Annotated in this window: 23 protein-coding genes and 1 pseudogene; 11 read left to right on the top strand and 13 right to left on the bottom strand. The window is 30.5% G+C overall.

Translation table 11 applies throughout. From position 1 onward, the window contains the following. From Q0945_RS08120 to Q0945_RS08110, 3 genes are all read right to left on the bottom strand, one after another. Complete coding sequence (locus Q0945_RS08120; protein ID WP_299433215.1) at positions 1 to 1,338, bottom strand: DEAD/DEAH box helicase; 1,338 nt, start codon at positions 1,336 to 1,338, stop codon at positions 1 to 3. Positions 1,339 to 1,356: 18 nt separating this feature from the next. Continuing rightward, entirely contained in the window at positions 1,357 to 1,803 is a 447-nt protein-coding gene (locus Q0945_RS08115) for a KTSC domain-containing protein (RefSeq protein ID WP_299433212.1), read from the bottom strand. A gap of 442 nt (positions 1,804 to 2,245) precedes the next feature. Further along, positions 2,246 to 2,545, bottom strand: a complete 300-nt coding sequence (locus Q0945_RS08110; RefSeq protein ID WP_299433210.1) for a putative quinol monooxygenase — start codon at positions 2,543 to 2,545, stop codon at positions 2,246 to 2,248. A gap of 337 nt (positions 2,546 to 2,882) precedes the next feature. On the opposite strand from Q0945_RS08110, the pseudogene Q0945_RS08105 reads away from it, so the two are divergent. Next, a pseudogene (locus Q0945_RS08105) lies at positions 2,883 to 3,116 on the top strand (FKBP-type peptidyl-prolyl cis-trans isomerase); the annotation flags it as partial. On the opposite strand, the gene Q0945_RS08100 reads toward Q0945_RS08105, so the two are convergent. Then, positions 3,113 to 3,454, bottom strand: a complete 342-nt coding sequence (locus tag Q0945_RS08100) for a hypothetical protein (protein ID WP_299433208.1) — start codon at positions 3,452 to 3,454, stop codon at positions 3,113 to 3,115. The pseudogene Q0945_RS08105 and the gene Q0945_RS08100 sit on opposite strands and share 4 nt — an antisense overlap. Before the next feature lie 198 nt (positions 3,455 to 3,652). Here Q0945_RS08100 and raiA point away from each other — a divergent pair, with 198 nt between their 5' ends. After that, on the top strand, positions 3,653 to 3,955 hold the full coding sequence (gene raiA / locus Q0945_RS08095; protein ID WP_121066762.1) for a ribosome-associated translation inhibitor RaiA: 303 nt from the start codon (positions 3,653 to 3,655) through the stop codon (positions 3,953 to 3,955). 42 nt (positions 3,956 to 3,997) lie between these two features. Here the strand turns inward: raiA and Q0945_RS08090 are convergent, their stop codons facing one another. The 3 genes from Q0945_RS08090 to Q0945_RS08080 form a co-directional block, all read right to left on the bottom strand. Further along, positions 3,998 to 4,390 (bottom strand): hypothetical protein, encoded by a 393-nt coding sequence (locus Q0945_RS08090; RefSeq protein ID WP_299433205.1) that lies wholly within the window; start codon positions 4,388 to 4,390, stop codon positions 3,998 to 4,000. A gap of 149 nt (positions 4,391 to 4,539) precedes the next feature. Next, a complete protein-coding gene (locus Q0945_RS08085; RefSeq protein ID WP_299433202.1) occupies positions 4,540 to 4,881 on the bottom strand; it encodes a hypothetical protein in 342 nt (113 codons plus the stop codon). 63 nt (positions 4,882 to 4,944) lie between these two features. Beyond that, entirely contained in the window at positions 4,945 to 6,921 is a 1,977-nt protein-coding gene (locus Q0945_RS08080) for a dehydrogenase E1 component subunit alpha/beta (RefSeq protein ID WP_299433200.1), read from the bottom strand. A 131-nt stretch (positions 6,922 to 7,052) separates the two neighbouring features. On the opposite strand from Q0945_RS08080, the gene Q0945_RS08075 reads away from it, so the two are divergent. The 5 genes from Q0945_RS08075 (at position 7,053) to Q0945_RS08055 (ending at position 11,099) form a co-directional block, all read left to right on the top strand. After that, positions 7,053 to 8,003 (top strand): 2-oxoglutarate and iron-dependent oxygenase domain-containing protein, encoded by a 951-nt coding sequence (locus Q0945_RS08075; protein ID WP_299433314.1) that lies wholly within the window; start codon positions 7,053 to 7,055, stop codon positions 8,001 to 8,003. A gap of 3 nt (positions 8,004 to 8,006) precedes the next feature. Then, on the top strand, positions 8,007 to 8,330 hold the full coding sequence (locus Q0945_RS08070) for a translation initiation factor (RefSeq protein ID WP_298485988.1): 324 nt from the start codon (positions 8,007 to 8,009) through the stop codon (positions 8,328 to 8,330). Positions 8,331 to 8,450: 120 nt separating this feature from the next. Next, a complete protein-coding gene (locus Q0945_RS08065) occupies positions 8,451 to 9,383 on the top strand; it encodes a DUF1835 domain-containing protein (RefSeq protein ID WP_299433198.1) in 933 nt (310 codons plus the stop codon). A gap of 1 nt (position 9,384) precedes the next feature. Beyond that, a complete protein-coding gene (locus tag Q0945_RS08060) occupies positions 9,385 to 10,257 on the top strand; it encodes a nucleoside phosphorylase (RefSeq protein ID WP_299433196.1) in 873 nt (290 codons plus the stop codon). Next, positions 10,254 to 11,099, top strand: a complete 846-nt coding sequence (locus Q0945_RS08055; protein ID WP_299433194.1) for a substrate-binding domain-containing protein — start codon at positions 10,254 to 10,256, stop codon at positions 11,097 to 11,099. The genes Q0945_RS08060 and Q0945_RS08055 overlap by 4 nt, the downstream gene beginning before the upstream one ends. Here the strand turns inward: Q0945_RS08055 and Q0945_RS08050 are convergent. From Q0945_RS08050 to Q0945_RS08040, 3 genes are all read right to left on the bottom strand, one after another. After that, entirely contained in the window at positions 11,096 to 11,536 is a 441-nt protein-coding gene (locus Q0945_RS08050; protein ID WP_299433192.1) for a response regulator, read from the bottom strand. The two genes, Q0945_RS08055 and Q0945_RS08050, sit on opposite strands and share 4 nt — an antisense overlap. A 93-nt stretch (positions 11,537 to 11,629) precedes the next feature. Continuing rightward, positions 11,630 to 12,295 (bottom strand): uracil-DNA glycosylase, encoded by a 666-nt coding sequence (gene ung / locus Q0945_RS08045; protein WP_299433190.1) that lies wholly within the window; start codon positions 12,293 to 12,295, stop codon positions 11,630 to 11,632. A gap of 166 nt (positions 12,296 to 12,461) precedes the next feature. Next, positions 12,462 to 13,511: a DUF6340 family protein gene (locus Q0945_RS08040; RefSeq protein ID WP_299433188.1), complete on the bottom strand. Its 1,050-nt coding sequence runs from the start codon at positions 13,509 to 13,511 to the stop codon at positions 12,462 to 12,464. A gap of 214 nt (positions 13,512 to 13,725) precedes the next feature. On the opposite strand from Q0945_RS08040, the gene Q0945_RS08035 reads away from it, so the two are divergent. The 3 genes from Q0945_RS08035 to Q0945_RS08025 all read left to right on the top strand — a co-directional run bounded on the left by Q0945_RS08035 (position 13,726) and on the right by Q0945_RS08025 (position 17,618). After that, positions 13,726 to 15,897, top strand: coding sequence for a DNA mismatch repair protein MutS (locus Q0945_RS08035; RefSeq protein WP_299433186.1), 2,172 nt, complete (start codon positions 13,726 to 13,728; stop codon positions 15,895 to 15,897). A gap of 2 nt (positions 15,898 to 15,899) precedes the next feature. Continuing rightward, a complete protein-coding gene (locus Q0945_RS08030) occupies positions 15,900 to 16,310 on the top strand; it encodes a thiol-disulfide oxidoreductase DCC family protein (RefSeq protein ID WP_299433184.1) in 411 nt (136 codons plus the stop codon). 63 nt (positions 16,311 to 16,373) lie between these two features. Then, a complete protein-coding gene (locus Q0945_RS08025) occupies positions 16,374 to 17,618 on the top strand; it encodes a mechanosensitive ion channel domain-containing protein (protein ID WP_299433182.1) in 1,245 nt (414 codons plus the stop codon). 53 nt (positions 17,619 to 17,671) lie between these two features. Here Q0945_RS08025 and Q0945_RS08020 read toward each other — a convergent pair whose 3' ends face one another. After that, positions 17,672 to 18,997, bottom strand: a complete 1,326-nt coding sequence (locus Q0945_RS08020; protein WP_299433180.1) for a dicarboxylate/amino acid:cation symporter — start codon at positions 18,995 to 18,997, stop codon at positions 17,672 to 17,674. Between the two features lie 57 nt (positions 18,998 to 19,054). Then, a complete protein-coding gene (aroC, locus tag Q0945_RS08015; protein ID WP_299433178.1) occupies positions 19,055 to 20,119 on the bottom strand; it encodes a chorismate synthase in 1,065 nt (354 codons plus the stop codon). 188 nt (positions 20,120 to 20,307) lie between these two features. Between aroC and Q0945_RS08010 the strand changes: the two genes are divergently transcribed. After that, entirely contained in the window at positions 20,308 to 21,174 is an 867-nt protein-coding gene (locus tag Q0945_RS08010; protein ID WP_299433176.1) for a UDP-2,3-diacylglucosamine diphosphatase, read from the top strand. Here the strand turns inward: Q0945_RS08010 and Q0945_RS08005 are convergent. Then, positions 21,164 to 24,073 carry an FAD-binding and (Fe-S)-binding domain-containing protein gene (locus tag Q0945_RS08005; RefSeq protein WP_299433174.1) on the bottom strand — a complete coding sequence of 970 codons (2,910 nt, stop codon included), beginning with the start codon at positions 24,071 to 24,073 and terminating at the stop codon, positions 21,164 to 21,166. The two genes, Q0945_RS08010 and Q0945_RS08005, sit on opposite strands and share 11 nt — an antisense overlap.

Raw genomic sequence — 24,073 nt, 5'->3', positions numbered from 1 at the left:
TTACTTTTTATTCTTTATAGGAGTATCTGACTTTGTAACTATACTATTTGTTTGCTCTAAATGATTGGCTAATATTTTTTCTACTAATTCTTCTTTAGTTAAGTGATGAAAAATAGTTTTAATTTTCTCTTTAAAATCTTTAGAAACCTCTCTATTAGGTTTTGTCTTAAATATTTTCTTTGCCCATAACAAACTATTATTTTCTTCAATACTTTGGGGGTTCGCTTTTTTAGATTTATAAAAACTAATTCCTAATTCTTTTTCAAAATCTGCAATTTCTATTTCCTCTTCTTGTTGTAAAATAGTAAGAGAAAGTCCTTTTGCTCCTGCCCTAGCTGTACGTCCGCTTCTATGCACATAAGCGTCATACGTATCTGGTAAATGATAATTTATAACATAAGCTATTTCTTTAACATCTATTCCACGAGCAGCTAAGTCTGTTGCAACCAAAATATTAATATGTCCTTCTCTAAATTGCCCCATAACACGGTCTCTTATCCCCTGAGTTAAACTACCATGAAGCGATCCCGAAGAAAATTTATTTATGGCGAGCTTTTTTGCAAGTTTATTAACCGCAGCTTTTGTTTTGCAAAAAATAATCCCCCTTTGTCCTTCTCTAGAACTTAAAAAATGAAGAAGCACCTCTAATTTTTCTATTGGCTCTACAACTATATATTGGTGGTCTATACCTTGGTGGCCAACAGTGCCCATATCTACCTCTACCTGTGTTACATGTTTAGATAAATAATTTTGTATTAATTGCTTAATAGTACCTGGCATAGTTGCTGTAAACAAAAGTGTTCTTTTTGTTTCAGGAATTTCATGTACAATTGGATCTAGGTCGGTTTTTAAATTACTAACCATTTCATCGGCTTCATCTAAAACTAAATACTTTACATCTTTTAGATGTATGGATTTTCTATTTATTAAATCTACCAAACGCCCTGGAGTAGCCACCACAATATGTGTAGCACTTTCTAATCTCTCTACTTGCGGTTTTATTGGTATTCCTCCACAAATAGAAGCTATAGAGATAGAAGAATTACTAGATGCATATGAAATAAGGTTAGCATAAATTTGATGTCCCAATTCTCTTGTAGGTGTTAAGATTACCACTTGTATTTGTGGATTTGTAATCTCTACTAATTGTAATAGAGGAACCCCAAATGCTACAGTTTTTCCAGTTCCAGTTTTTGCCAAAGCAACAATATCTTTCTTGGCATTTAATACAAGTGGAATTGTCTTTTTCTGTATTTCTGTAGGTTTAGAAATGTTTAATTCTTCTAAACGCTGTTGAAATTCTTCTTTAATTCCTAAATCTGAAAATTGTTTTACCATAACATTTACTTTTTACAACTACCCTACTAAAGCGCCTTTAGATTTTCTATATGTGTATTTTGGATAAATACTACGTCTTGCAAAACGATTAAGATTAGATGCATTCATCATTTTAATGTAAACAGATTTTGTTACTCCAAAATACTCATACGTTGTATCATCAGTAAAAGTAACTTCTAACAATAACCCTTTATGTTTATAATCTGCTATAGCTTCTTTTGTAATAGTTTTGGTATATGTTTCTAGATTTTTCTCTTTAGTTTCAGGAGCCATGCTAACTAAAAAATGATACCCATCAATAATTCTACGACTTTGTACTTCAGCTTCTTGTTGCTTAATATCTCCATCTTGAAATTTATCTGGATGCCACTCTTTTACTAAATTACGATAACTCTTTTTTAGTAGTTTAAGATCTATCTCTTTTTCTACTCCAAATAATTTTTTATACTCATTTATGCGTTTCATAACAACAGGCTAAATTAAGCCGCGAAACTACCTCTTTTTAATCGATTTATATTTAAAAAATATAAACTAAAAAAAGTAATTAGTTTATAAAAAAAAACCTCTCTAATAAGAAAACTGATTTAATTAAGGGTAAAAAACACTAAAATTATTAGCTGCAACTAGTATTAAATAACAATTTTCATTTTTTAGATTTGAACCAATTATAATTCCTTCTAAATTATCTACAATACCCTCGCCGTAATTACAAGCATTATATCCATTTCTTTTTGTTCTAGAATATGAAGTCCAAAAACGAACGACAGTAATACAAAAGTAAACTACCTCGGGGCAAGCCCACGAGGCATTAGAAGGAAAATTAGCATTGATTTCGACGCAAGCGTCGGAGCATTTAAATCTCGATTATCGAGTAAACTCCCCTACTTAAACCTTTAATACTACAAGACTAATTAGTAAGCTCCGTCATCTTAAATGCAGTAACATTTTCCAATTTATCTTTAGAAAAAATTTTGTAAGCGGCAATATGAGTACTTTGGGAATGCTTGGTCAAGAAATCTTGATTCACCCATTTTTCATGAAACAAGAACAAATTTTGATTTTCGTTGTCTTGGTGTAAATCGTAAGCTATATTACCTTCTTCTCCTCTTGTGGGACCAACAAGCTTTAATAATTCAGCTTTTATTTCTTCTCTAAATTCTTCTTTTACTAAAATATGTACTACTAAGGTTAAATAAGATTTTTTCATAAGATGTATAAAATTAGTTCTCAAATGTAAAGATTGATGCCTAATAAATTAACCTATTCAACTAAAAGTTAACTTAATTCTTGGCGATATTTGTTTTATTTTTTCAGAATTTTATGTTTCCAGTATTCTTGCGTAGCTCCTTACATTAAAAAAATATTGTAATTGAAAGGAAAACTATGTTTTTTAATTACTTACGTAATATGTGTTTTAATTAAAAAGGTTTTGTTGCATCAAAAAGCAACAGAAGTGTATAACCTTTTGAAATATATTATATAATTAACACTGCTAGAACTGAAGATAAACCAAACTCTTCGTCTGGTGTTGTGTTACTGTTGCTTATAAAGGATACTTTACTAATGGAAGTGTTTTTGATCAAAGTGACTCTAATGGAATTTATTTGGGTTTAAACCAAGTAATAAAAGGTTGGGAAGAAGGGATTCAATATTTTAATGAAGGCGCAGAAGGTGTTCTTTTAATACCCTCTCATTTGGTATATAGAAGTAGTAATTACAGTTCTATTCGTAGAGATTCTACATTAATTTTTTATATAAAGCTACTTGAAATTAACTAAGAAATTTTCTTTAAAGAATTTATGTAATCTTTTACATAGCTATCTAAAAGTCTAGACTCTTCTAATTGTTTATTTATTTTCTGTTCATAAACTTCAATAAAATTAATTGGTTGCTTTAATGTACTCATTAATTTTAAATGAGAAATTTGGAGTAACTCTAATCGCAATTTTATTTTATCCAATTCTTGGTGCAAAGTATATGTTCTAGGCTCAAATGCATAATTATTAAGTCTTTTCTTTAGTTCTAGATTTTTCTTATAACTACGTTCTATTTTCAACACATAACTTTCTACACTTAATGTGTTTTTCTCCTCCCTAAATACCTTTCCTAGTAACATTAAATAAAATTAAAAATTTACAAAAAACTTTGTTCTTAATAGCAAATACAAAATTAAGTACTAATTTATCTTTTTAACTATACTTAACTAACAGGTAATTAGTAAATAACATCTATTTAACAAAAAAGTTAAAGAAATCACAATAAATAAAGCTTGAAAAAACATTTAAAATTCGTATCTTAATAAAAAAGAATATATATGAATATTAACTTTGAGTATGATGACGTAAAAGCTAGCAATCGTCTTGAAATAATGGCAGCAGAAAAATTACAAAAACTTATTTCTAAATTTGATTTTATAGTAAATGCAGATGTATATTTTAAAACAGAAAATACTTCGGATCCAAATACTGGCTTTATATGTAATATTCGTTTAAATACCCCTGGGAGCACTCTATTTTCAGTTTCAAGTAATGCTAATTTTGAAACCTCAATTGCTAACTCTATAAGTGATTTAGATAGGCAATTACAAAAAAGAAAAGCAAAAATGAAAATGCGCTAGAAATAGCGCATTTTTTAATATAATAACTAAGTATACTATTATTTATTGAGCATCCTCTTCGTCTTCGAATTTTGTGTTAACAATAACAGATTTGGAAAGTCTATCAGAAAAAGGAGAGGTTCTTAAGTCTTGTATTAACTTTTTTCTTTTACGCTCTGATATGTCTAGAGTATCTAACATATCTTTTTTGCGATATGTTTCAAAAATACGATGTTTTTTTTGCGCAATACGCTCTTCAGCTGGGATAACATAATCAGGTTCAAATTTAGACATTACCGTGTATTTAGTAATTTTTATTTTACTAATACTCTCTTCTTGATATTCTTTATTTTTCTCTAGTAATATCTCTTTTTTTATTGCTTCTTCATCAATAATCTCCTGTGCAGATACAGTTCCTGCAAAAACAAGACATAGGCATATTGCCAATTTTTTCATTGTTATCATGTATAATCTAGTATAGTGTCTATGCTAAATTTAGTAAAAAAAAAATAAAGAAAACTTATATAAAGAAACAAATACCTTTTGTCGATATTTACTTTTATTTTATCGACATCACACAGTAAAATAAAACATAAGCCTATGGCTTAATCCTCGAACTTAGTTTCTACTACTCTAGATAAATCTTCAGAAAAGTTCTTCTTAAATATCTTTTTTAACAATCGTTTTTTTCTTCCCTCAGAAATAGATAACGTATCTAATATTGCTCTATTCTTAGCTTGGTTAGTTTTTTCTTTTTCTATTGCAGCTAAATAATCTGGTTCAAATTTAAAAATAGAAGGCTCCTCTTTTTTTTCTTTATCTTCTTTTATTTTTTCAGCTACTTTGATTGTAGGAACAACCCAACTATCCTTATTTTCTTGACTATACGTACAAAAAGAAAAAAATATTAAAAGAATAGTTAGCGTAAAAGAAAGGTACTTAGTCATTTCAAATATTTTTTTGGAAATATACTACATTTTATAAAACCAAAAGATTACCGATAATAACTTTTAATATCTTAACAATTTTCGTAACACAGTTTCAAACCTATTCTTCCCAATATAATTACGTTCTAAATGAGCTGCAAAAGGAATTGGGGTTTCTATACTTGCTACTCTTTGTATAGGAGCGTCTAAGTATGTAAAGCAATTTTCCATTACTAAGGCAGAAATATCACTAGAAATACTTCCAAACAAACTGTCTTCCTGTACTATGATTAACCTTCCTGTTTTTTTAACAGAAGCGTAGATTGTTTCTATATCTAAAGGATGTAAAGTTCTTAAATCAATTAAATCTGCATTAATATCAGAATTGTTCTTTAAAGTTTCTATAGCCCAATGCACTCCTAAACCATAAGAAACTATAGTTACATCTTCACCATTTTCTATAACACTTGCTTTACCAAAAGGTGTTGTATAATAATCTGCTGGCACATTCTCATTAATGGTTCTATAGAGAGCTTTATGTTCAAAAAACATAACAGGATTAGGATCGTTAATAGCTGTTGCTAGCAACCCTTTTGCATCTATAGGAAAAGCAGGGTATACCACTTTTAGCCCTGGCGTTTTTGTAAACCAAGCTTCATTAGTTTGAGAATGAAAAGGTCCTGCAGATATTCCGCCGCCACAAGGCATGCGTATTACAATATCAGCGTTTTGTCCCCATCTATAATGAGATTTGGCTAAATAATTTACAATAGAATTAAATCCACTACTAGCAAAATCTGCAAATTGCATTTCTACCATTGCTTTCATTCCATTTATAGATAAGCCCATGGCAGTAGAAATTATAGCAGATTCACAAATAGGAGTATTTCGTATTCTATCTTTTCCAAATTTTTCTACAAATCCTTCTGTTATCTTAAAAACACCTCCATATTCTGCAATATCTTGTCCCATGATAATTAAATCATCATGAATTTCCATAGACTGTTTTAATCCTTCAGAAATAGCATCAACAAAACGAATATTTTTAACAATTGCGCCTTGAGGAATATCTTTATAATAATGTTTCTTAAAAACATCCGCCAACTCTTTCTTTAAAGAATATTCAGAATCTTCTATTGCATTAGTACTACTGGTATTTAGTCTTATTTCATTTTCTAATTTATTCTTAATTAGCCTTTTATTTTCTTTTGTTAGTATGCTGTTTTTAATTAAATAATTTTCGTAGTTTTCTATTGGGTCTTTAGCCTTCCACTTTTTTAGTATTTTTTTAGGCACATATTTAGTACCGCTTGCTTCTTCATGACCTCGAACTCTAAAAGTCTTAAACTCTATTAATATAGGTCTAGGGTTCTTACGCATACTTTTTGTAAGCTTTTTTACTTTTTTATAAACCTTTAATATATTATTTCCTTTTACGGAATAGGACTCTATACCGTAACCAATACCCTTATCTGCAATAGATTTACATTTAAATTGTTCATTTGTAGGTGTAGAAATAGCGTAACCATTATTCTCCACACAAAATAACACTGGTAAATCCCATACTGCTGCAATATTTAATGCTTCATGAAAATCTCCTTCACTTGTTCCTCCTTCACCTGAAAAAACAGCTGTAACAAGTTTTTTGTTCTTTAATTTATGTGCCAAGGCTATTCCATCTGCAACTCCTAATTGTGGACCCAAATGAGAAATCATCCCTATAATTTTATGTGCTTGACTCCCAAAGTGAAAACTACGATCGCGTCCTTTTGTAAAACCATATTGTTTTCCTTGCCATTGCGCAAACAATTTATCTAAGGGAATATTCCTTGTTGTAAAGACACCTAAATTACGATGCATGGGAAGTATATATTCATTATCCCTAAGTGCAGAAGTAACTCCTACAGAGATTGCTTCTTGCCCAATACCACTAAACCATTTAGAAATTTTTCCTTGACGAAGTAATACCAACATTTTCTCCTCAATCATTCTAGGCTTAAGCATTGCAGTGTACAATTGCAAGTGCTTTTTTTTGGATATCTGGTATTTAGAATAATTCATGTATATAAAACTAAATAAAATGATTATTAGTATAGTTAAATGTAACCAAAAGTACAGGAGCAACAATTATAAATTACTACTTTATATAAGTTATAATTTGTAATTTTGAGAGAATGATTAATAAAATAAATATGAGTGCTATACCAAGTGTTAATTTAAAAGATTTTGTTTCAGGAAACCAAGAGGAAAAACAAAAATTTATTAATGAAATAGGTAATGCTTTTGAAAAAATAGGTTTTGTTGCTTTAAGTGGACATTTTTTATCGGATAGTTTAGTTGATAATTTATATTCTGAAATAAAAAACTTTTTTACATTAGACCAAGAAATTAAAGATAGTTACGAAATTGAAGGAATTGGTGGGCAAAGAGGATACACATCTTTTGGAAAAGAACATGCAAAAGGAAAAAAAGAAGGAGATTTAAAAGAGTTTTGGCATTTTGGACAATATGTAGAAAACAATCCTAAATTAGAAGCAGAATACCCTGACAATGTGATTGTTAAAGAGTTAAATGATTTTAATACTACTGGAGAAAAAACCTATAAAATGCTTGAAAAAACAGCAAAATACGTACTTAGAGCTTTAGCATTACATCTAGATTTAAAAGAAACTTATTTTGATGAATACATTAAAAACGGTAATTCTATTTTAAGGCCAATACACTACCCTCCTATTACATCGGAACCTAAAAATGCAGTAAGAGCTGCAGCTCATGGAGATATAAACTTAATAACTTTACTTATGGGAGCTCATGGTAAAGGATTACAAGTACAAAATCATGAAGGAGAATGGATAGATGCTATTGCAAAACCAGACCAATTAATGATTAATGTTGGCGATATGCTCTCTAGACTTACCAACAATAAATTAAAATCTACAATACACCAAGTAGTAAACCCTCCTAAAGAATTATGGGGTACTTCTAGATACTCTATACCATTTTTTATGCACCCAATAAGTGAAATGTCATTAAATTGTCTTCCAAATTGTATAGATAAAGACAACCCAAAACAATTCGAAGATATTACAGCTGGAGCATTTTTACATGAAAGGTTAATTGAACTAGGTTTAATAAAAGAATAAGTAATGGATTTACAAGACCAATTAAAAAATCTTTTCCCAGATCACAAACCATCAGAAGAGCCAAAAAAAGAAAAAAGTACGATATGGATGCAAGATGCTCCTATAATTTGTAAGTACGAAAAAAGAAAAGGTAAGCCCATTACAATATTGGAAGGTTATACAGGTGCCGATACCGATTTTAAAAAACTAGCTAAAGAGTTAAAAACTAAACTAAGTGTAGGCGGTAGTTTTAAGGATGATAAAATTATAATCCAAGGAGACTATAGGGATAAAATAATGGCTCTCTTACAAGAAAAAGGATTTAAAGTAAAACGCGTTGGAGGGTAACCTCTATTATAATAAGATGCAGTAATTCTATATTGGTTGCGTATTTTTCTGTTAAAAACTTTTTAATACTTTATTTTAAACATTACATTTATAAACTACAACCAAAATCGCGCTAAAAAAATGGGTTCCCTTTTACACATTACAAACGGTGATAGTTTCACTGACCGCTTAAAAAAATTAAATTTAGACGGAGACATAATTACTTGGAGAGAAATGTTATGCGAAGGCAAAACCTTAAACCAAGTTGGCAGTGAATCTTTTTGGAAAACTAGATATGAATTTCTTCATAAAAATTACAAAGTATCTAAATCGTGGTTTATTGAAAAAACATTAAAAGAATATCGCTCTTTATGTAATCATAAAAAAGAAGACCAAATTGTTTTGTGGTTTGAGTATGATTTATTTTGTCAGGTAAACATGCTTGCAGTAATTAGTTGGTTAAAAACACATAGAAAATATGCTCAAATATCTTTAGTGTGTTCAGGGAAAGAGGATAAAACAGATAAATTGTATACTTTAAATGAGTTAACAGATGCAAAACTTCTTAAACTTTATAAAAATAAAACCTTACTTTCTCTAGATGATATAGAATATGCAGATTATGTATGGCAGCTATATTGTAGTGATAACCCAATGCGATTAGAGAATTTAACCGATTTTAAAAATTATAAATTTAACTATTTAGAAGACGCATTAAAAACACATCTTAAAAGGTTCCCAAGTATTTCTAACGGTTTAAACCTAATGGAAAATAACATTTTACAAGTAGCAAACTTTAAACAACCCCCAAGCAAAAAAGTATTTCTAAGCTCCCTAATAACAAATCAAGGAAATTTTGGTTTTGCAGACACACAGTATGAAAGAGCTATAAATCGTTTAAAACCCTTATTTAGTAGTTTTAACCCTACTAAACTTACCAAAAAGGGAAAAGATATTTTAGATCAGAAAACCAGTTATTACTCCTGTATTAAAAATAATGAAGTTTATTTAGGTGGTTCTTTAAAATATAGTTTTTTATACAATACCAATACAGACAAAATACTAAAGTTATAGTATGAGTTTAGCATCTTCTGAACTTATTATAAATAATGATGGCAGTATATACCATTTAAACATATTACCAGAAGACCTTGCTACTACTATTATATTTGTAGGAGATCAAGATAGGGTTTCCAAAGTTTCTAAATATTTTGACACTATAGAGGTTAAAAAGGAAAGAAGAGAATTTGTTACTCATACGGGGCATTTAAATGGAAAACGTTTAACTGTAATTTCTACAGGCATAGGCACAGATAATATTGATATTGTACTTAATGAGCTAGATGCTTTAGTTAATATAGATTTTAATACTCGAAAAATTAAACAAATACATACACCTTTAAATATTATTAGAATTGGTACCTCTGGATCTATACAATCAGATATTCCAGTAAATTCTTTTTTAATGAGTGAATATGCAATTGGTTTTGACGGACTTTTACATTTTTACAACTCTAAAAAATCTCCCTTTACAAACCTTGTTAATGCCTTTATTAAACATACAAATTGGTCTCCAAAAAAAGCAGAACCATACATCATAAAATACAATGAAGAATTAGGAAACAAACTAAAGTCAAATCATATACGATTAGGCTTTACTGGAACAAATACTGGGTTTTACGCTCCTCAAGGACGTAGCCTAAGACTTGGAGTACAATACCCAGATTTAAATAAAAAGCTTTCTAGTTTTGAATATGAAAATCTTAAAATAACAAACCTAGAAATGGAAACTTCTGGTATTTATGCTTTATCTAGCCTACTTAACCATAAAGCAGTTTCTTTAAATTGTATTCTTGCCAATAGAAGCACAGGAGAGTTTTCTACAAAACCTGCTGAAGCAATGAATGACTTAATAAAATACACTCTTAAAAAACTTACAGAGGATTGAAAACAATAAAAATCATTGGAGTACCAGAACATTTTAATTTACCATGGCATTTAGCTATTGAAGAAGGAGCTTTTCTTGAAAGGGGTATTAATTTAGAGTGGATGGATATACCAGAAGGCACTGGAAAAATGTGTAAAATGCTAGAGAATGAAGAAACAGATTTAGCTATAATTTTAACCGAGGGTATTATAAAAAGTATTCATGATGGTAATCCTACAAAAATACTTCAAAAGTATATAGGTACTTCATTACAATGGGGAATTCACGTAAGTGCAAATAGCAAGTTTAACAAAATTTCAGAATTACAAAATACTAAAGCAGCTATTAGTAGATACGGTAGCGGAAGTCACCTTATGGCATACATTCATGCGCAACAACAAGGCTGGAATACCAATGAGTTAAACTTTAAAGTAATTAACAACCTTAATGGAGCAATAGATGGGTTAACAAATGGTACCGCAGATTACTTTATGTGGGAGCATTTTACCACTAAACCATTAGTAGATAGTAATATATTTAAAAGGTTAGGCGATTTTCCTACACCATGGCCATGTTTTGTAATTGCAGGAAATAAACAATTCTTAGATACTAATAAAAGTTTAGTTACACATATTTTAGAAGTAATAAATACATATACTTCAGAATTTAAATTTATTCCAAGCATAGACCGCACCTTATCTAATAAATACGAGCAGAGATTAGAAGATATACAGGAATGGTTAAGTATTACATCTTGGAGCCAAGAGCAGTTAAAAATAGCTACCGTAATTAAAGTTCAAGAAAGCTTAAAAACATTAAATTTAATTCAAGATAAATTAAATCCGGTAGATATACTATACTAAGCTACTACTTCTTTAAAATGCTTATTTATTAACTTTTTAAATTTAATATCAGAAAGTGGTTTTTGAATATACTCATTAATGTAAGGGTTTTCTTTAGCTCTACGTTTGTCCTCCGCGCTATCACTAATTGTTACCAAAACAATAAAAATATCCTTCTTAATTTCTTCAGGAACAAGTTCGTCATATTTTTCCAAAAATTGCCAACCATTCATTAATGGCATATTAATATCTAACATAATCATACAAGGAGTTGCTAATTTATCATCCCCTTCAAAATCCCCTTTATTCATTATAAAGTCAAGACCTTCTTGTCCATTTAAGGTAGAGTGCACATCAATATTAACATTAAGCTTATTAATGAATATTGTATTTAAAAAGTTGCTAGATTCGTCATCATCTATCAACAAAATTGAGTTTAAGTGAGAAAAGTTGCTCATGTTTTTAGTTTTTAAGTAAGTTTGTTCTAGTATATTAATAATATTGTAAGAATATACACTATTAAATTTAAGTAAAATTACCTAAACAAACAACTACCAGTCTATTTTTTTTAACATTTTTTTACATAACAAAAAATTGCACCTACTAAAATGTGAATTTCCAAACCAATAACCACGATTTGCACTTAAAGGAGAAGGATGTCCAGAAACCAACACATAGTGTTTATTCACATCTATTAGTTTTGCCTTTTTCTTTGCATAGCCGCCCCATAACATAAATACCACTCCTTCTTTTTGTTTAGAAAGCTCTGTAATTACTGCATCTGTGAATTTTTCCCAACCTTTTTTTTGATGGCTTCCAGGATTTCCTTCCCGTACAGTTAGCGTTGCATTTAATAAGAATACTCCTTGCTTAGCCCAACGCTCTAAATTACCACTTATGGGATAAGGTATATTTAAATCCGTTTCTAATTCTTTGAAAATATTAACTAATGAAGGTGGATGCTTTATCCCATCCTGAACAGAAAAACAAAGTCCGTTTGCCTGATCTTTCCCATGATATGGATCCTGCCCTATTATAACAACTTTTACATCCTTTATAGTACAGTAATTAAAAGCCGACCAAATATTCTCTTTCTCAGGATAACACCTATGCTCTTTATACTCTAGAGTAACAAAAGATTCTAATTTTTTAAAATAATCCTTACTTAATTCTTCCTTTAGAATGTTTCTCCAAGAGATGTCTAGATTTTCTATCATTTTAAAAGCATATTAATATACTTTTTAAAAATATGGAATAGCTATGAATTTATTACTAAATATACTTAGCAAAGTAACTATTTATTACTTTACAAAAAATAATTTTTAAAATTTATGCTAACCTAAGTGCATATAAATCTAGACTAATGCGTAAATAAATTTCACTTTAATTAGTCCTTTGCTGATTTAAGATATTATTTTGTTTAACACGGTATCTCAATATTTTCACATAATCAATAGCCATATTATTCTCATAATCTGTATAAGATTTTGAAGCATATTCTATGGCTTTATCTAAATCTCCATTAATTTCACTACTAATGGCCATATTATAATTTGCACGACCAGCTATTTTAACATCTGGGTTACTAAGTTCTTTTTCCCATAATTCTGCAGCACCATCCCAATCACCAGCTACTGCTCTTCTATGAGATATTTTAAAATTATCAGTTCCACTCATAAAATACTCTCTAGAAACTCTAACATTTCTAGGTATTAATCTTTTAGCATATGCAATACCCACATTTCTACTATATTCTTGTACTGTTTCATTTCTATCTGCTACTGCTTCTACTGCCTTCATTGGGTTTATTCCTTTACCTCTAAAAACCATGTTTTTGGTAAATTTTCGAGCATCAACAACCTCTTTGGTATGCGGGTCGTATAGTCGCCAACCACAATTTACTTGCGTATTTAGGGTCACCTCTTGTGCGGGAACATCTACATCAACCCCTAAACTATTTGGTAATTTCATGGTAGTAACCTTATAATCTGTTTTAGTATCTGTATCATAATAGGCTAAAGAAAAAATAACGTCTACATTATTTTCTTGACAAAGTCTTTCTATTATATCCCAAGAAAGTGTTGCCGGAAAAACGTTTAACCCTTTTTTTATCTCTTCTACACCTTCAATTATTTTTATTTCTTCAAAACTTTTAATTACCGAAAGTTCAGAAGATAAAGATGAAATTGCAGCTTCAGAGCCTTTTTTATCTAGGTTCATTCCTTCTGCAGATAAAATTTTATCAATTTTATCAAGTGTGGCGTTACCTTCAGAAGGTAAACTCCTATTTATAATACCAACCCTTTTAACATCAGATGAAAGATGAACAATAGCTGGCTCAGTTACTCCCATTGTCATTCTATTTGTAGAACCACATGCAGATATTAAAACTAGAAAAACTAAGTGTACAAGTATTTTAACGGGCTTTTTCATTAGTAAAGGTTATTTAATTTTAATTTGGTTTTAACCTAAATAGAACTACAAAAGCCTCTTTTTATTGCTTTTAAACGTAGATTATTATCCTTACAACATTATAAAAACACAGTATTTACCAATTATTTTTGTACCAATACATTTAATTCATCTAATAACTATACATTTTTAATATCAGCTTCAATGCCTACCTTTGTATTCTACCAAAATTTAGATGGAAAGTATACATAGTAAAACATTACAGGATTTAGAGTTCCCTACAGTTCTTAAGCAAATTGCCGCAAGGAGTATTACAGAACTTGGCAAAGAACAAGCATTACTCATTACCCCTATTAAAGAAGAAGATGAATTAATGAAAGTACTAGGGCAAACCTCAGAATACTTATCTTCTTTAATAAGCGAAAATAAAATACCTAACCACAGTTTTGATAGTATAAACAAAGAACTTAAACTCTTAAAAATAGAAAATACTACCCTAGAACTTCTTGGGTTTAGAAGAATTAGTAGTATTTGTACAACAGTTAGTACACACAAAAAATTTCTTAAAAAATTTAGAGAATACTATCCTTTACTATTTAATTATAGCGAGGAGTTTGATGAAAACAAAGAAATTCCTACTTTAATTAACGGAGTTATAGATAAATTCGGAGAAATAAAAGATAATGCATCAAACACATTATTAAGTCTTCGTAGACAAATGAGCCAAGTTAAAGGCAAGATTAATCAGAGTTTTTTATCTGCTTTAAACACCTATCAAAGTTCTGATTATTTAGATGACATAAGAGAATCTGTTGTAGAAAACCGTAGGGTTTTAGCGGTTAAAGCTATGTATCGCAAAAAAATAAAAGGTTCTGTTATGGGCACTTCTAAAACAGGTAGTATTGTTTACATAGAACCCGAAGCTACATTACGTTACAGTAGAGAACTTAATAATTTAGAGTTCGAAGAAAAAGAAGAAATTCAACGCATTCTTAACGAACTAACAAGTGTAATAAAACCTTATAATTATTTACTTTCAGAGTACCAACGTTTTTTATGTCGTATAGATATTACTTCTGCCAAAGCAAAGTATGCTACAGAAATGAATGCTCTTCTGCCAGAAATAAGCGATGAAAAAGAAATGTATTTAAGAGATGCTTACCATCCTTTACTCTTTTTAAATAATAAGCTTAAAAACGAAAAAACTTTTCCGCAAACTATAGAACTACACCCAGAAAACAGAATCATTGTAATTTCTGGCCCTAACGCTGGTGGAAAAAGTATTACCTTAAAAACTATAGGATTACTGCAAGTAATGCTGCAAAGTGGTTTATTAGTTCCTGTGCACGAACGTAGTAAAATGTGTTTATTTGATAAAGTTCTAACAGACATTGGAGATAATCAATCTATAGAAAACCAATTAAGTACCTATAGCTATAGATTAAAAAACATGAATCAGTTTTTGCGTAAATGCAACTCTAATACTTTGTTTTTAATTGATGAATTTGGAACTGGTAGTGACCCTGAATTGGGAGGTGCACTTGCCGAAACATTTTTGGAGGTGTTTTATGAAAGAGAAGCCTACGGTGTAATAACCACTCACTATGCTAATTTAAAATTGTTAGCGAATGAATTGCCTCATATTTCTAATGCAAACATGCTTTTTAATGGAAAAACCTTAGAACCCACTTTTCAACTAGTTTTAGGAGAAGCTGGTAGTTCTTTTACTTTTGAAGTAGCTCAGAAAAATGGCATTCCATATAGCTTAATAAATAAAGCTAAAAAGAAGATAGAACGTGGTAAAGTTCGTTTTGATGCCACCATATCTAAAATGCAAAAAGAACGAAGCAAAATGGTTAAAACCGGCTCTAGACTGCAAGAAGAAGAGAACAAAGCCAGAGTAGAAAACCAACGTTTAGAAGAGTTAAATGCTAAAATAAAATCTAAACTAGAAAATTACCAAGAATTATACGACCACAACCAACGTATGATTTATTTAGGAAATAAAGTAAACACACTTGCTGAGCGTTATTTTAGAGATAAGAAAAAAAGAGTCTTAGTTTCGGAAATGTTACGTGTTGTTGAAACTGAAAATAGCAAACGTAAAAAGAAAACTGCAAAACAAGCAAAGGCCGAAAAAGCTAAAAAAGCAGTAACCGAAAAAGAGGTTATTGAAAAAGTAAAAGTAATACGAGAAGAAAAAAAGGTAGAAAAGAAAAGAGCTATAATTAGAGAAAAAAACAAACCAAAAGTTATTTTTAAAATTGGAGACCGAGTTAGATTAATTGACAGCAAATCTGTTGGTAGTATTGATAAAATTGAAAAGAAAAAAGCCTTTATAAATTACGGTATTTTTACCACTAATGTAGCTTTAGATAAGCTGGAACTTGTAGAAAGAAAAAAATAAAAATGTCTAGTCCTACTAAAAAAATTATTTTATTTGATGGTGTTTGTAACCTTTGTAATGGTGCTATTCAATTTATAATTAAAAGAGACACTCAAAATGTTTTTCTTTTTACCCCTTTACAAAGTGAAACAGGAAAAAAACTTTTAGAAGAACGGAGAATAGACCCAAAAAACATGGATTCTATAATACTTATAGAACCCAATGTAGCATACTACGTAAAATCTGATGCTGCATTAGAAATAGTAAAATATTTAAATACTCCTTGGAGGTTTATATCTATATTCAAAGCACTTCCCATGGGTTTTAGAAATTTCGTATACGATTTTATTGCTAAAAATAGATATCGTTGGTTTGGTAAAGAAGACCATTGCATGATACCAACACCAGAATTAAAAACTAAGTTTTTAGATTAAAAAATTTAAATCTTCATTTAATACGCAAAACACTAATTTTGTGCTAATTTTTATTTGTTATTTATGGAAAAATTATCCCATTGGCTATATAATGAACTGCAGAACATAGGAGTTTCTGAAGTTTGGGCAAAATACTTAAACATGTTAATTTTAGTAGTTGCTTTAACTCTAATTTTATTACTTGTAGATTTTATTATAAAGAAAATAATAATTAATGCTTTTGGAAAACTCATTAGTAAATCTAAAACACAATTCGATGATTTTTTAGTTCGCAATAAAACCCCAAGAAATATTGCTCATATTGCCCCTATTCTTATTGCATACGAAACTATACCACATATATTTAGAGATTTTCCAAAGTTAGAAAATATCCTATTTAAAGTAATTGAAGTTTTTGGCATTGTACTTTTCCTTTGGATTGTTCGTAGCTTATTAAATACACTAAAAGATTTTTTTAAAACCCTTCCTAACCTTAAAGACAAACCTATAGATAGCTATATACAGGTGTTTATGATATTTTCTTGGGGTATTGGTATTTTATTTGCTTTTTCTATTATCACAGGGATGGAGTTATGGAAGTTTCTTACCGCTTTAGGTACTGCTTCTGCTATTATTATTTTAGTATTTAGGGACACTATTCTTGGTTTTGTTGCAAGTATACAGGTTTCCATTAATGATATGGTGCGTATTGGAGATTGGATAACCTTTGAAAAATATGGTGCCGATGGCGATGTTATAGAAATTAACCTATCTACCGTAAAAGTTCAAAATTTTGACAAAACAATTACCACAATACCAACATACGCTTTAATATCTGACTCTTTCAGGAACTGGCGCGGGATGACTAATGCACAAGGGAGACGAATTAAACGCTCTTTAATCCTAAAACAAGAGAGTATACATTTTTTAACCAAAAGTGAATTAGAAGCCCTAAAAAACATTAGTTTGTTAGCCCCTTACCTGTCTTCAAAAGAAGAAGATATAAAGAACTATAATCAACAAAATAAGATTGATAAATCGGTCTTAATAAATGGTAGAAACCTTACTAATATTGGTGTTTTTAGAAAATATGTAGATTTGTATCTAAATAACCACTCTGGTATAAATAAAGAAATGATGATTATGGCAAGACAACTTGCCCCTACCAGCCAAGGTTTACCTATAGAAATTTATGCTTTTAGCTCTGACAAACGCTGGGAGAATTATGAATATATAATGGCTGATATTTTTGACCATTTACTAGCCGCAATCCCTTATTTTAACTTAGAAGGATTTGAACTACCTAGCAGTTCTAATTTTAAAAAATAGAAAAAGGGGCTAAATAAATTTACCCCCTTTTAAATACTATTTTTAGTTAGTTCTTAACGAACTTCCTTTAAATTATCATCCCAGTTTTTAACATTAGGTTTTCCTAACTTTCCTACAGATTTAGCTACAACCATAGATACTGTTGCATCTCCTGTAACATTTATAACAGTTCTACACATGTCTAACGGCCTATCTACAGCAAATATTAAAGCCAAACCTACAGCAAACTTATCTGGCGGAAAACCAACCGATTCTAATACAATTACTAGCATTACCATACCTGCTCCAGGCACAGCCGCAGAACCAATAGAAGCCAAAAGAGCGGTTAACACTATAGTTAATTGGTCTGCAAGAGAAAGGTCAAAACTTAAGGCTTGCGCAATAAATACTGCTGCAACACCTTGATACAAACTTGTACCATCCATATTTATAGTTGCTCCTACAGGTAGAACAAAACTAGAAACTTCTTTATCTACACCTATATGCTCTTCTACCCTTTCCATTGTAACTGGCAGTGTTGCTGCACTAGATGATGTAGAAAATGCTAATAATTGTGCCGGACTCATTTGTTTTAAAAACCAAAATGGACTTTTCTTAGTATAAACTGCTACAACAATAGAATAAAAAACTATCATTAACAACAATCCACCAACTACAACGAGTGCATATTTTAAAAGTGCTAACAATAAATCTGGATCACTAGAAGAAACAACTACACTTGCTAAAAGAGCAAAAACAGCATAAGGAGCTGTAAGCATTATTAAATCTACCATTTTTAAAACCACATCATTCAAAGAATCAAAAAAGTCTTTTAACGGCTGTGCTTTCTTCTCCCCAATTAGCAACATACTTATTCCTAAGAAAATAGCAAAAAAGATAACTTGTAGCATTAAACTATTACTCCCCATTGCCTTTACAGCATTATCTGGAACCATATCCACTAAAAATTGTAAAGGACCTGCCCCTTTTTGGTTTGTAGCTTCATTAATCTTAGCCAACACGCCACTATCTTGAGCGTAAGTATTAGTTAATTTTGTAATAGTTTCTTCAGATATGCCATCTCCTGGCTTAGTAAGGTTTACTAGTACCAATCCAATAGTAATAGCAACAATGGTCGTAAAAATATAAATTACAATAGTTCGTATTCCTATGTTTTTAAATTTAGAAATGTCTTTTAAATCAGAAATTCCTTTAATTAAAGAAGCAATTATTAGTGGAATAGCAATAAGCTTTAAAAGCTTAATAAAAATAGTTCCTAAAGGCTTAATCCAATTGGTTACAAAGTTTACTCCCCAGTCCAATTGTGTCATTACAAAGCCAAAAGCAATTCCAAATAGCATACCTATTAGAATTTGCCAATGCAATTCTAGTTTTTTCATTCAGTCAATTTTAGTCGTCTGTAAGATACCTAATTTGACTGAAAAATCCTTAAAAAATTAGACTTTAATAGTTCTGTTAAGAAGCATGTAATCTGCAATAACTAACGCGGCCATTGCTTCTACAATTGGAACAGCTCTTGGAACAACACATGGATCATGACGGCCTTTACCTTGTGTTTTAACCATATTACCATCTTTATCTATAGTTTCATAGGCTTGTATAACAGTAGCAACTGGCTTAAACGCAACCTTAAAGTATATATCCATACCATTGCTTATACCACCCTGTATACCACCACTATAGTTTGTCTGAGTAGTACCGTCCAAATTAAATTTATCATTATGCGCACTCCCCTTCATTTTAACGCCTTCAAAACCACTACCATACTCAAAACCCTTTACAGCATTTATAGATAACATGGCCTTTCCTAATTCCGCATGTAACTTATCAAAAGCAGGCTCTCCTAAACCAATTGGGACATTTTTTATGACACATGAAATTACACCACCAATAGTATCCCCTTCTTTACGAACGTCCTTAATATAGCTCTCCATCTTTTCTGCCATAATAGGGTCCGGACAACGAACAGGATTAGACTCTGTTAAAGAAAAATCTAATTCTTTATAATTTTTATTTAGTTGTAATTCTCCAACCTGAGAAACATAAGCATCAAAAGTAATCCCTTTTAAAAATTGTTTTGCAATTGCCCCAGCAACTACTCTACTTGCAGTTTCTCTCGCAGAACTTCTTCCTCCACCTCTATAATCACGAAATCCATATTTCTTATCATACACATAATCTGCATGAGATGGTCTATAAGAATCTTTTATATGCCCATAATCATGAGATTTTTGATTGGTATTAAAGATTGCAAAACCAATAGGTGTACCTGTTGTTTTTCCTTCAAAAATTCCAGAATGAAAATCTACAGCATCTGGCTCTTTACGCTGTGTTACAATTGCAGATTGCCCAGGCTTACGCCTATTTAGCTCTTCTTGTATTTTATCAAAATCTAAATCTATTCCAGAGGGGCAACCATCTATTACACCTCCAATAGCAACGCCATGAGACTCACCAAAAGTGGTTAATTTAAATAGGTTTCCAAAGGTATTCCCAGCCATAGTTTTTTAATTTATGTCAAAGGTAATTGTTAATAAAGAAAAACAAAAATTATAAGCCCTCTTAATAATTACCTAACCTTAGGTTTATATAACAATATATTTATTAACCATTGCATACTGTTTATTTGATTTTAAATTCACTTTTATATTTTCTTTATTAACTTATTTTGTAGGAAAGTACTTTACAATTGAAAAAAAGAAAAATTGAAATAGCTGTTGTTTCTGATATACATTTAGGCACCCCCAATTGCCACGCAGAAGAAATCGTTAATTACCTTAACAGCATACAACCTAAAATACTCGTACTTAACGGGGATATTTTAGACACCTGGAAAGAAGACAACAATTTCTTTCCTTCTTCTCATGTAAAAGTTATTAAGAAAATACTAAAAATGTCCTCAAAAGGGACCGAAGTAATCTATCTAATTGGAAATCATGATAAGAGTCTAAGAAAATTTAATACCAGCCTTAATAAAAGTTTAAAAATAAAAAACAAATTAGTACTAAATCTAGATGGAAAAAAAGCATGGTTTTTTCATGGCGATGTCTTTGACATTGATACCAAAAACAGTAAATGGATAGCAAAATTAGGAAGTGCAGGCTACAGCTTACTACTACAATTAAATAAATTTACACATTGGTTTTTTAAAAAAATTGGAAGAAAAAGATTCTCATTATCTAGCAAGTTTAAAAAAGGTCTAAAAAAATATGTAACAGCAATAAACAATTTTGAAAAAACAGTTTCTGAGCTAGCTATAGACAATGGATACTCTTATGTAATTTGCGGTCATACCCATATTCCTAAAAAAGAAGTAATAGTTACAGAAAAAGGAAAATGTACTTACTTAAATTCAGGAGATTGGGTAGAAAATCTTACTGCACTGGAGTACTCTTTTAAACGCTGGAAAGTATACAAATACAATCATGACAAATTAATACCTTTTTTTGTTGATGAAGAAATAAAAAACATGAATATCCAAGAACTAATAAACTCGCTCACGTATAAAAAAGATTCTGAAAATAAATTCACAACTAAAGATACTATTAAAGCATAGCCTCTTTAAAAATTGTTATTGGGTGTTTTGCTTGTCTTTTAGTTCCATCATAAATTTGATGCCTACAACTGGTTCCATTTGCAGCTATAATTGTTTCTTTTGACGCTCGTCTTACTGCTGGAAACAACTTTAATTCCCCTACTTGCATACTTACTTCATAATGTTCTTCTTCATAACCAAAAGAACCTGCCATACCACAACAACCAGAGCTTATAATAGAAACTTTGTAGTTTTCTGGTAAATTTAACATATCAAAAGTTACTTTTTGATTAGATAATGATTTTTGATGGCAATGGTTATGAATTTTTACCTCCTTAACTTCTTTAGTAAATAATTCTTTTGTTACTATTCCTTTTGCAATTTGATCCGCTAAAAACTCTTCCACTAAAAAGGAATTATCCGCAATAGCTTTCACTGTTTCTTTATCATCAGACAATCTCTTGTATTCGTCTCTAAAAGTTAATATCGCTGAAGGTTCCAAACCAACAATAGGAATATTTTTAACTACAATAGGTTTTAGGTTTTCTATATTTTTAAGAGCAAGCTCTTTTGCTTGTTTTAAAAACCCTTTAGATAAATATGTTCTTCCACTCTCCCCATAGAAAAGAGAAACATCATACCCTAATTTTGTAAAAACATCAATAGCATCTTTTCCAAGCTCTACATCTAGATAATTTGTAAATTCATCTATATAAATAACAAGTTTACCTTTAGTTGTAGTTAATTTATTTCTAGATATTTGTAATTGTTTATCAAAATTAAAACTTGAAACTTTTGGCAAAGCTCTTTGTTTTGCAACTCCAGAGCTTTTTTTAATCAATCCACTAATAAATTCCGAAGTAAACATAGCATTTGTTATCCCTGAAAACTTACTTCCTAGTCGGTTCATTTTAGTACTATGCGCAAACATTTTTGCCCGTCTAGAATACCCCTTTGCTTCTTGGTATTGGAATAAAAATTCTGCTTTTAAAGTTGCTATATCTACATTACTAGGGCATTCACTAGAACAAGCTTTACAGCTTAAACACAAATCAAAAACTTCTTTTAACTCGTTACTATCAAACTTATTTACCTTATCAGATGTTGTTAAAAACTCTCTTAAGGCATTCGCCCTACCCCTTGTTGTATCCTTTTCATTTTTAGTTGCTTGGTAACTTGGGCACATAGCACCTGGCATGTGATGCGTTTTTCTACAATCACCACTACCATTACATTTTTCGGCAGCCTTTAAAATTCCTTGATCGGCAGAAAAATCTAAAAGTGTTTTTATCTCTGGCTCTTCCCTATCTATCTCGTAGCGTAAAGACGCATCCATAGGGTAGGCATCTACTATTTTTCCTGGATTAAATATATTATTAGGGTCAAAATAAGATTTTACTCTACGAAGTAGCTCATAATTAGCATCGCCAATCATTAAAGGAATAAATTCTGCTCTTACAATACCATCGCCATGTTCACCACTAAAAGAACCTTTATATTTCTTAGTTAACAAAGCAACATCTGTAGTTATATCTCTGAACAAGCCTACATCTTTGCTTTTCTTTAAATTTAAAATAGGCCTTAAATGCAGTTCCCCTGCACCAGCATGTGCATAATAAACCGCTTTCTGGTCATACTTTTGCATAATACCCGTAAACTCTCCAATAAAATCTTTTAAATCTTCTACAGCTACTGCTGTATCTTCTATACAAGCAACTGCTTTTTTATCTCCTACAAGGTTTGCCAACAAACCTAATCCTGCTTTTCTTAAGGTTATAGCCTTTGCAATATCTCCACCTTTTAAAATAGCCTCTGCATAACTAAGGTTAGATTTTTTAACCGTTTTTAAAACCCCTTGTATTTGCTGCTCTAAATCTTCCTCTGTATTACTATTCACTTGCAGCATCAAAAGTGCTTCTGGATCACCGTCTACAAAGAAACGGTTTGCTAATTGCTCTCTGTTATTTTTAGTACAATCCAAAATAACCTTATCCATCATCTCGCATAAATGCAAATTATTTTCCATTAATGGAACAACATCTGCTAAACAATCTTCTAAAGAATTATAATGGGTAACTACCATTGCAGAAAGTGTAGGCGGCAAATCATCTAAAGCAACAGTGATTTCTGTTGTAAAAGCCAAAGTTCCTTCACTACCACTTAATAAATTACATAGATTAAATGGCTTATTAGAATCTCCAAAAACTACGTTATCTAGCAACTCATCTACCGCATAACCAGTGTTTCTCCTATGTATAGATGGTTTAGGAAACTCTTTAATTATCTCTTCTTTTATTAAATTATTGTTCAGCTCTTTATATATGTTTTTATAAAGTGATGCTTCAAGTGTATTTAATTCCATCTTTTTATGGAATTCTTCTTTAGAAACATCCTTAAATTCTACTTCTGAACCGTCGGATAATATTGTTTTTAAAGAAACAACCTTATCTCTTGTAACACCATACTGGATAGAAGTTGTACCAGAAGAATTATTACCTACCATACCCCCTATCATACATCTGTTAGAGGTAGATGTATTAGGTCCAAAAAACAATCCGTAATGTTTTAAATGCAAGTTTAACTCATCTCTAATTACTCCAGGTTGCAAAGTAACCTGTCTCTTTTCTTTATCTACATGCAGTATTTTAGTAAAATTCTTAGAAACATCTACTACAATACCATCCCCAACACATTGCCCTGCCAAAGAAGTTCCTGCTGTTCTTGGTATTAGACCTATCCTATTTTTAGTTGCAAAAGAAATTAATTTTTTAATATCAGAAACAGACTCTGGAAAAGCCACTGCCATAGGTATTTTTCTATAGACAGATGCATCTGTAGCATACAGTGCTTTACTTAAATCATCAATTCGTAATTTACCTTCTAAAGCATTCCCTAATTCTTCTAAGACTATTTTTTCCAA

Source organism: uncultured Maribacter sp. (assembly GCF_947500405.1).
Lineage (GTDB): Bacteria > Bacteroidota > Bacteroidia > Flavobacteriales > Flavobacteriaceae > Maribacter_B.
Note: the sequence above shows the minus strand (reverse complement) of the source record. Positions and strands in the feature narration are given on the sequence as shown.

Bases quoted from the DNA above. Each gene is read 5' to 3' on its own strand.
- Q0945_RS08120 (WP_299433215.1), bottom strand. From the start codon at position 1,338: ATGGTAAAACAATTTTCAGATTTAGGAATTAAAGAAGAATTTCAACAG.
- Q0945_RS08115 (WP_299433212.1), bottom strand. From the start codon at position 1,803: ATGAAACGCATAAATGAGTATAAAAAATTATTTGGAGTAGAAAAAGAG.
- Q0945_RS08110 (WP_299433210.1), bottom strand. From the start codon at position 2,545: ATGAAAAAATCTTATTTAACCTTAGTAGTACATATTTTAGTAAAAGAA.
- Q0945_RS08100 (WP_299433208.1), bottom strand. From the start codon at position 3,454: ATGTTACTAGGAAAGGTATTTAGGGAGGAGAAAAACACATTAAGTGTA.
- raiA (WP_121066762.1), top strand. From the start codon at position 3,653: ATGAATATTAACTTTGAGTATGATGACGTAAAAGCTAGCAATCGTCTT.
- Q0945_RS08090 (WP_299433205.1), bottom strand. From the start codon at position 4,390: ATGAAAAAATTGGCAATATGCCTATGTCTTGTTTTTGCAGGAACTGTA.
- Q0945_RS08085 (WP_299433202.1), bottom strand. From the start codon at position 4,881: ATGACTAAGTACCTTTCTTTTACGCTAACTATTCTTTTAATATTTTTT.
- Q0945_RS08080 (WP_299433200.1), bottom strand. From the start codon at position 6,921: ATGAATTATTCTAAATACCAGATATCCAAAAAAAAGCACTTGCAATTG.
- Q0945_RS08075 (WP_299433314.1), top strand. From the start codon at position 7,053: ATGAGTGCTATACCAAGTGTTAATTTAAAAGATTTTGTTTCAGGAAAC.
- Q0945_RS08070 (WP_298485988.1), top strand. From the start codon at position 8,007: ATGGATTTACAAGACCAATTAAAAAATCTTTTCCCAGATCACAAACCA.
- Q0945_RS08065 (WP_299433198.1), top strand. From the start codon at position 8,451: ATGGGTTCCCTTTTACACATTACAAACGGTGATAGTTTCACTGACCGC.
- Q0945_RS08060 (WP_299433196.1), top strand. From the start codon at position 9,385: ATGAGTTTAGCATCTTCTGAACTTATTATAAATAATGATGGCAGTATA.
- Q0945_RS08050 (WP_299433192.1), bottom strand. From the start codon at position 11,536: ATGAGCAACTTTTCTCACTTAAACTCAATTTTGTTGATAGATGATGAC.
- ung (WP_299433190.1), bottom strand. From the start codon at position 12,295: ATGATAGAAAATCTAGACATCTCTTGGAGAAACATTCTAAAGGAAGAA.
- Q0945_RS08040 (WP_299433188.1), bottom strand. From the start codon at position 13,511: ATGAAAAAGCCCGTTAAAATACTTGTACACTTAGTTTTTCTAGTTTTA.
- Q0945_RS08035 (WP_299433186.1), top strand. From the start codon at position 13,726: ATGGAAAGTATACATAGTAAAACATTACAGGATTTAGAGTTCCCTACA.
- Q0945_RS08030 (WP_299433184.1), top strand. From the start codon at position 15,900: ATGTCTAGTCCTACTAAAAAAATTATTTTATTTGATGGTGTTTGTAAC.
- Q0945_RS08025 (WP_299433182.1), top strand. From the start codon at position 16,374: ATGGAAAAATTATCCCATTGGCTATATAATGAACTGCAGAACATAGGA.
- Q0945_RS08020 (WP_299433180.1), bottom strand. From the start codon at position 18,997: ATGAAAAAACTAGAATTGCATTGGCAAATTCTAATAGGTATGCTATTT.
- aroC (WP_299433178.1), bottom strand. From the start codon at position 20,119: ATGGCTGGGAATACCTTTGGAAACCTATTTAAATTAACCACTTTTGGT.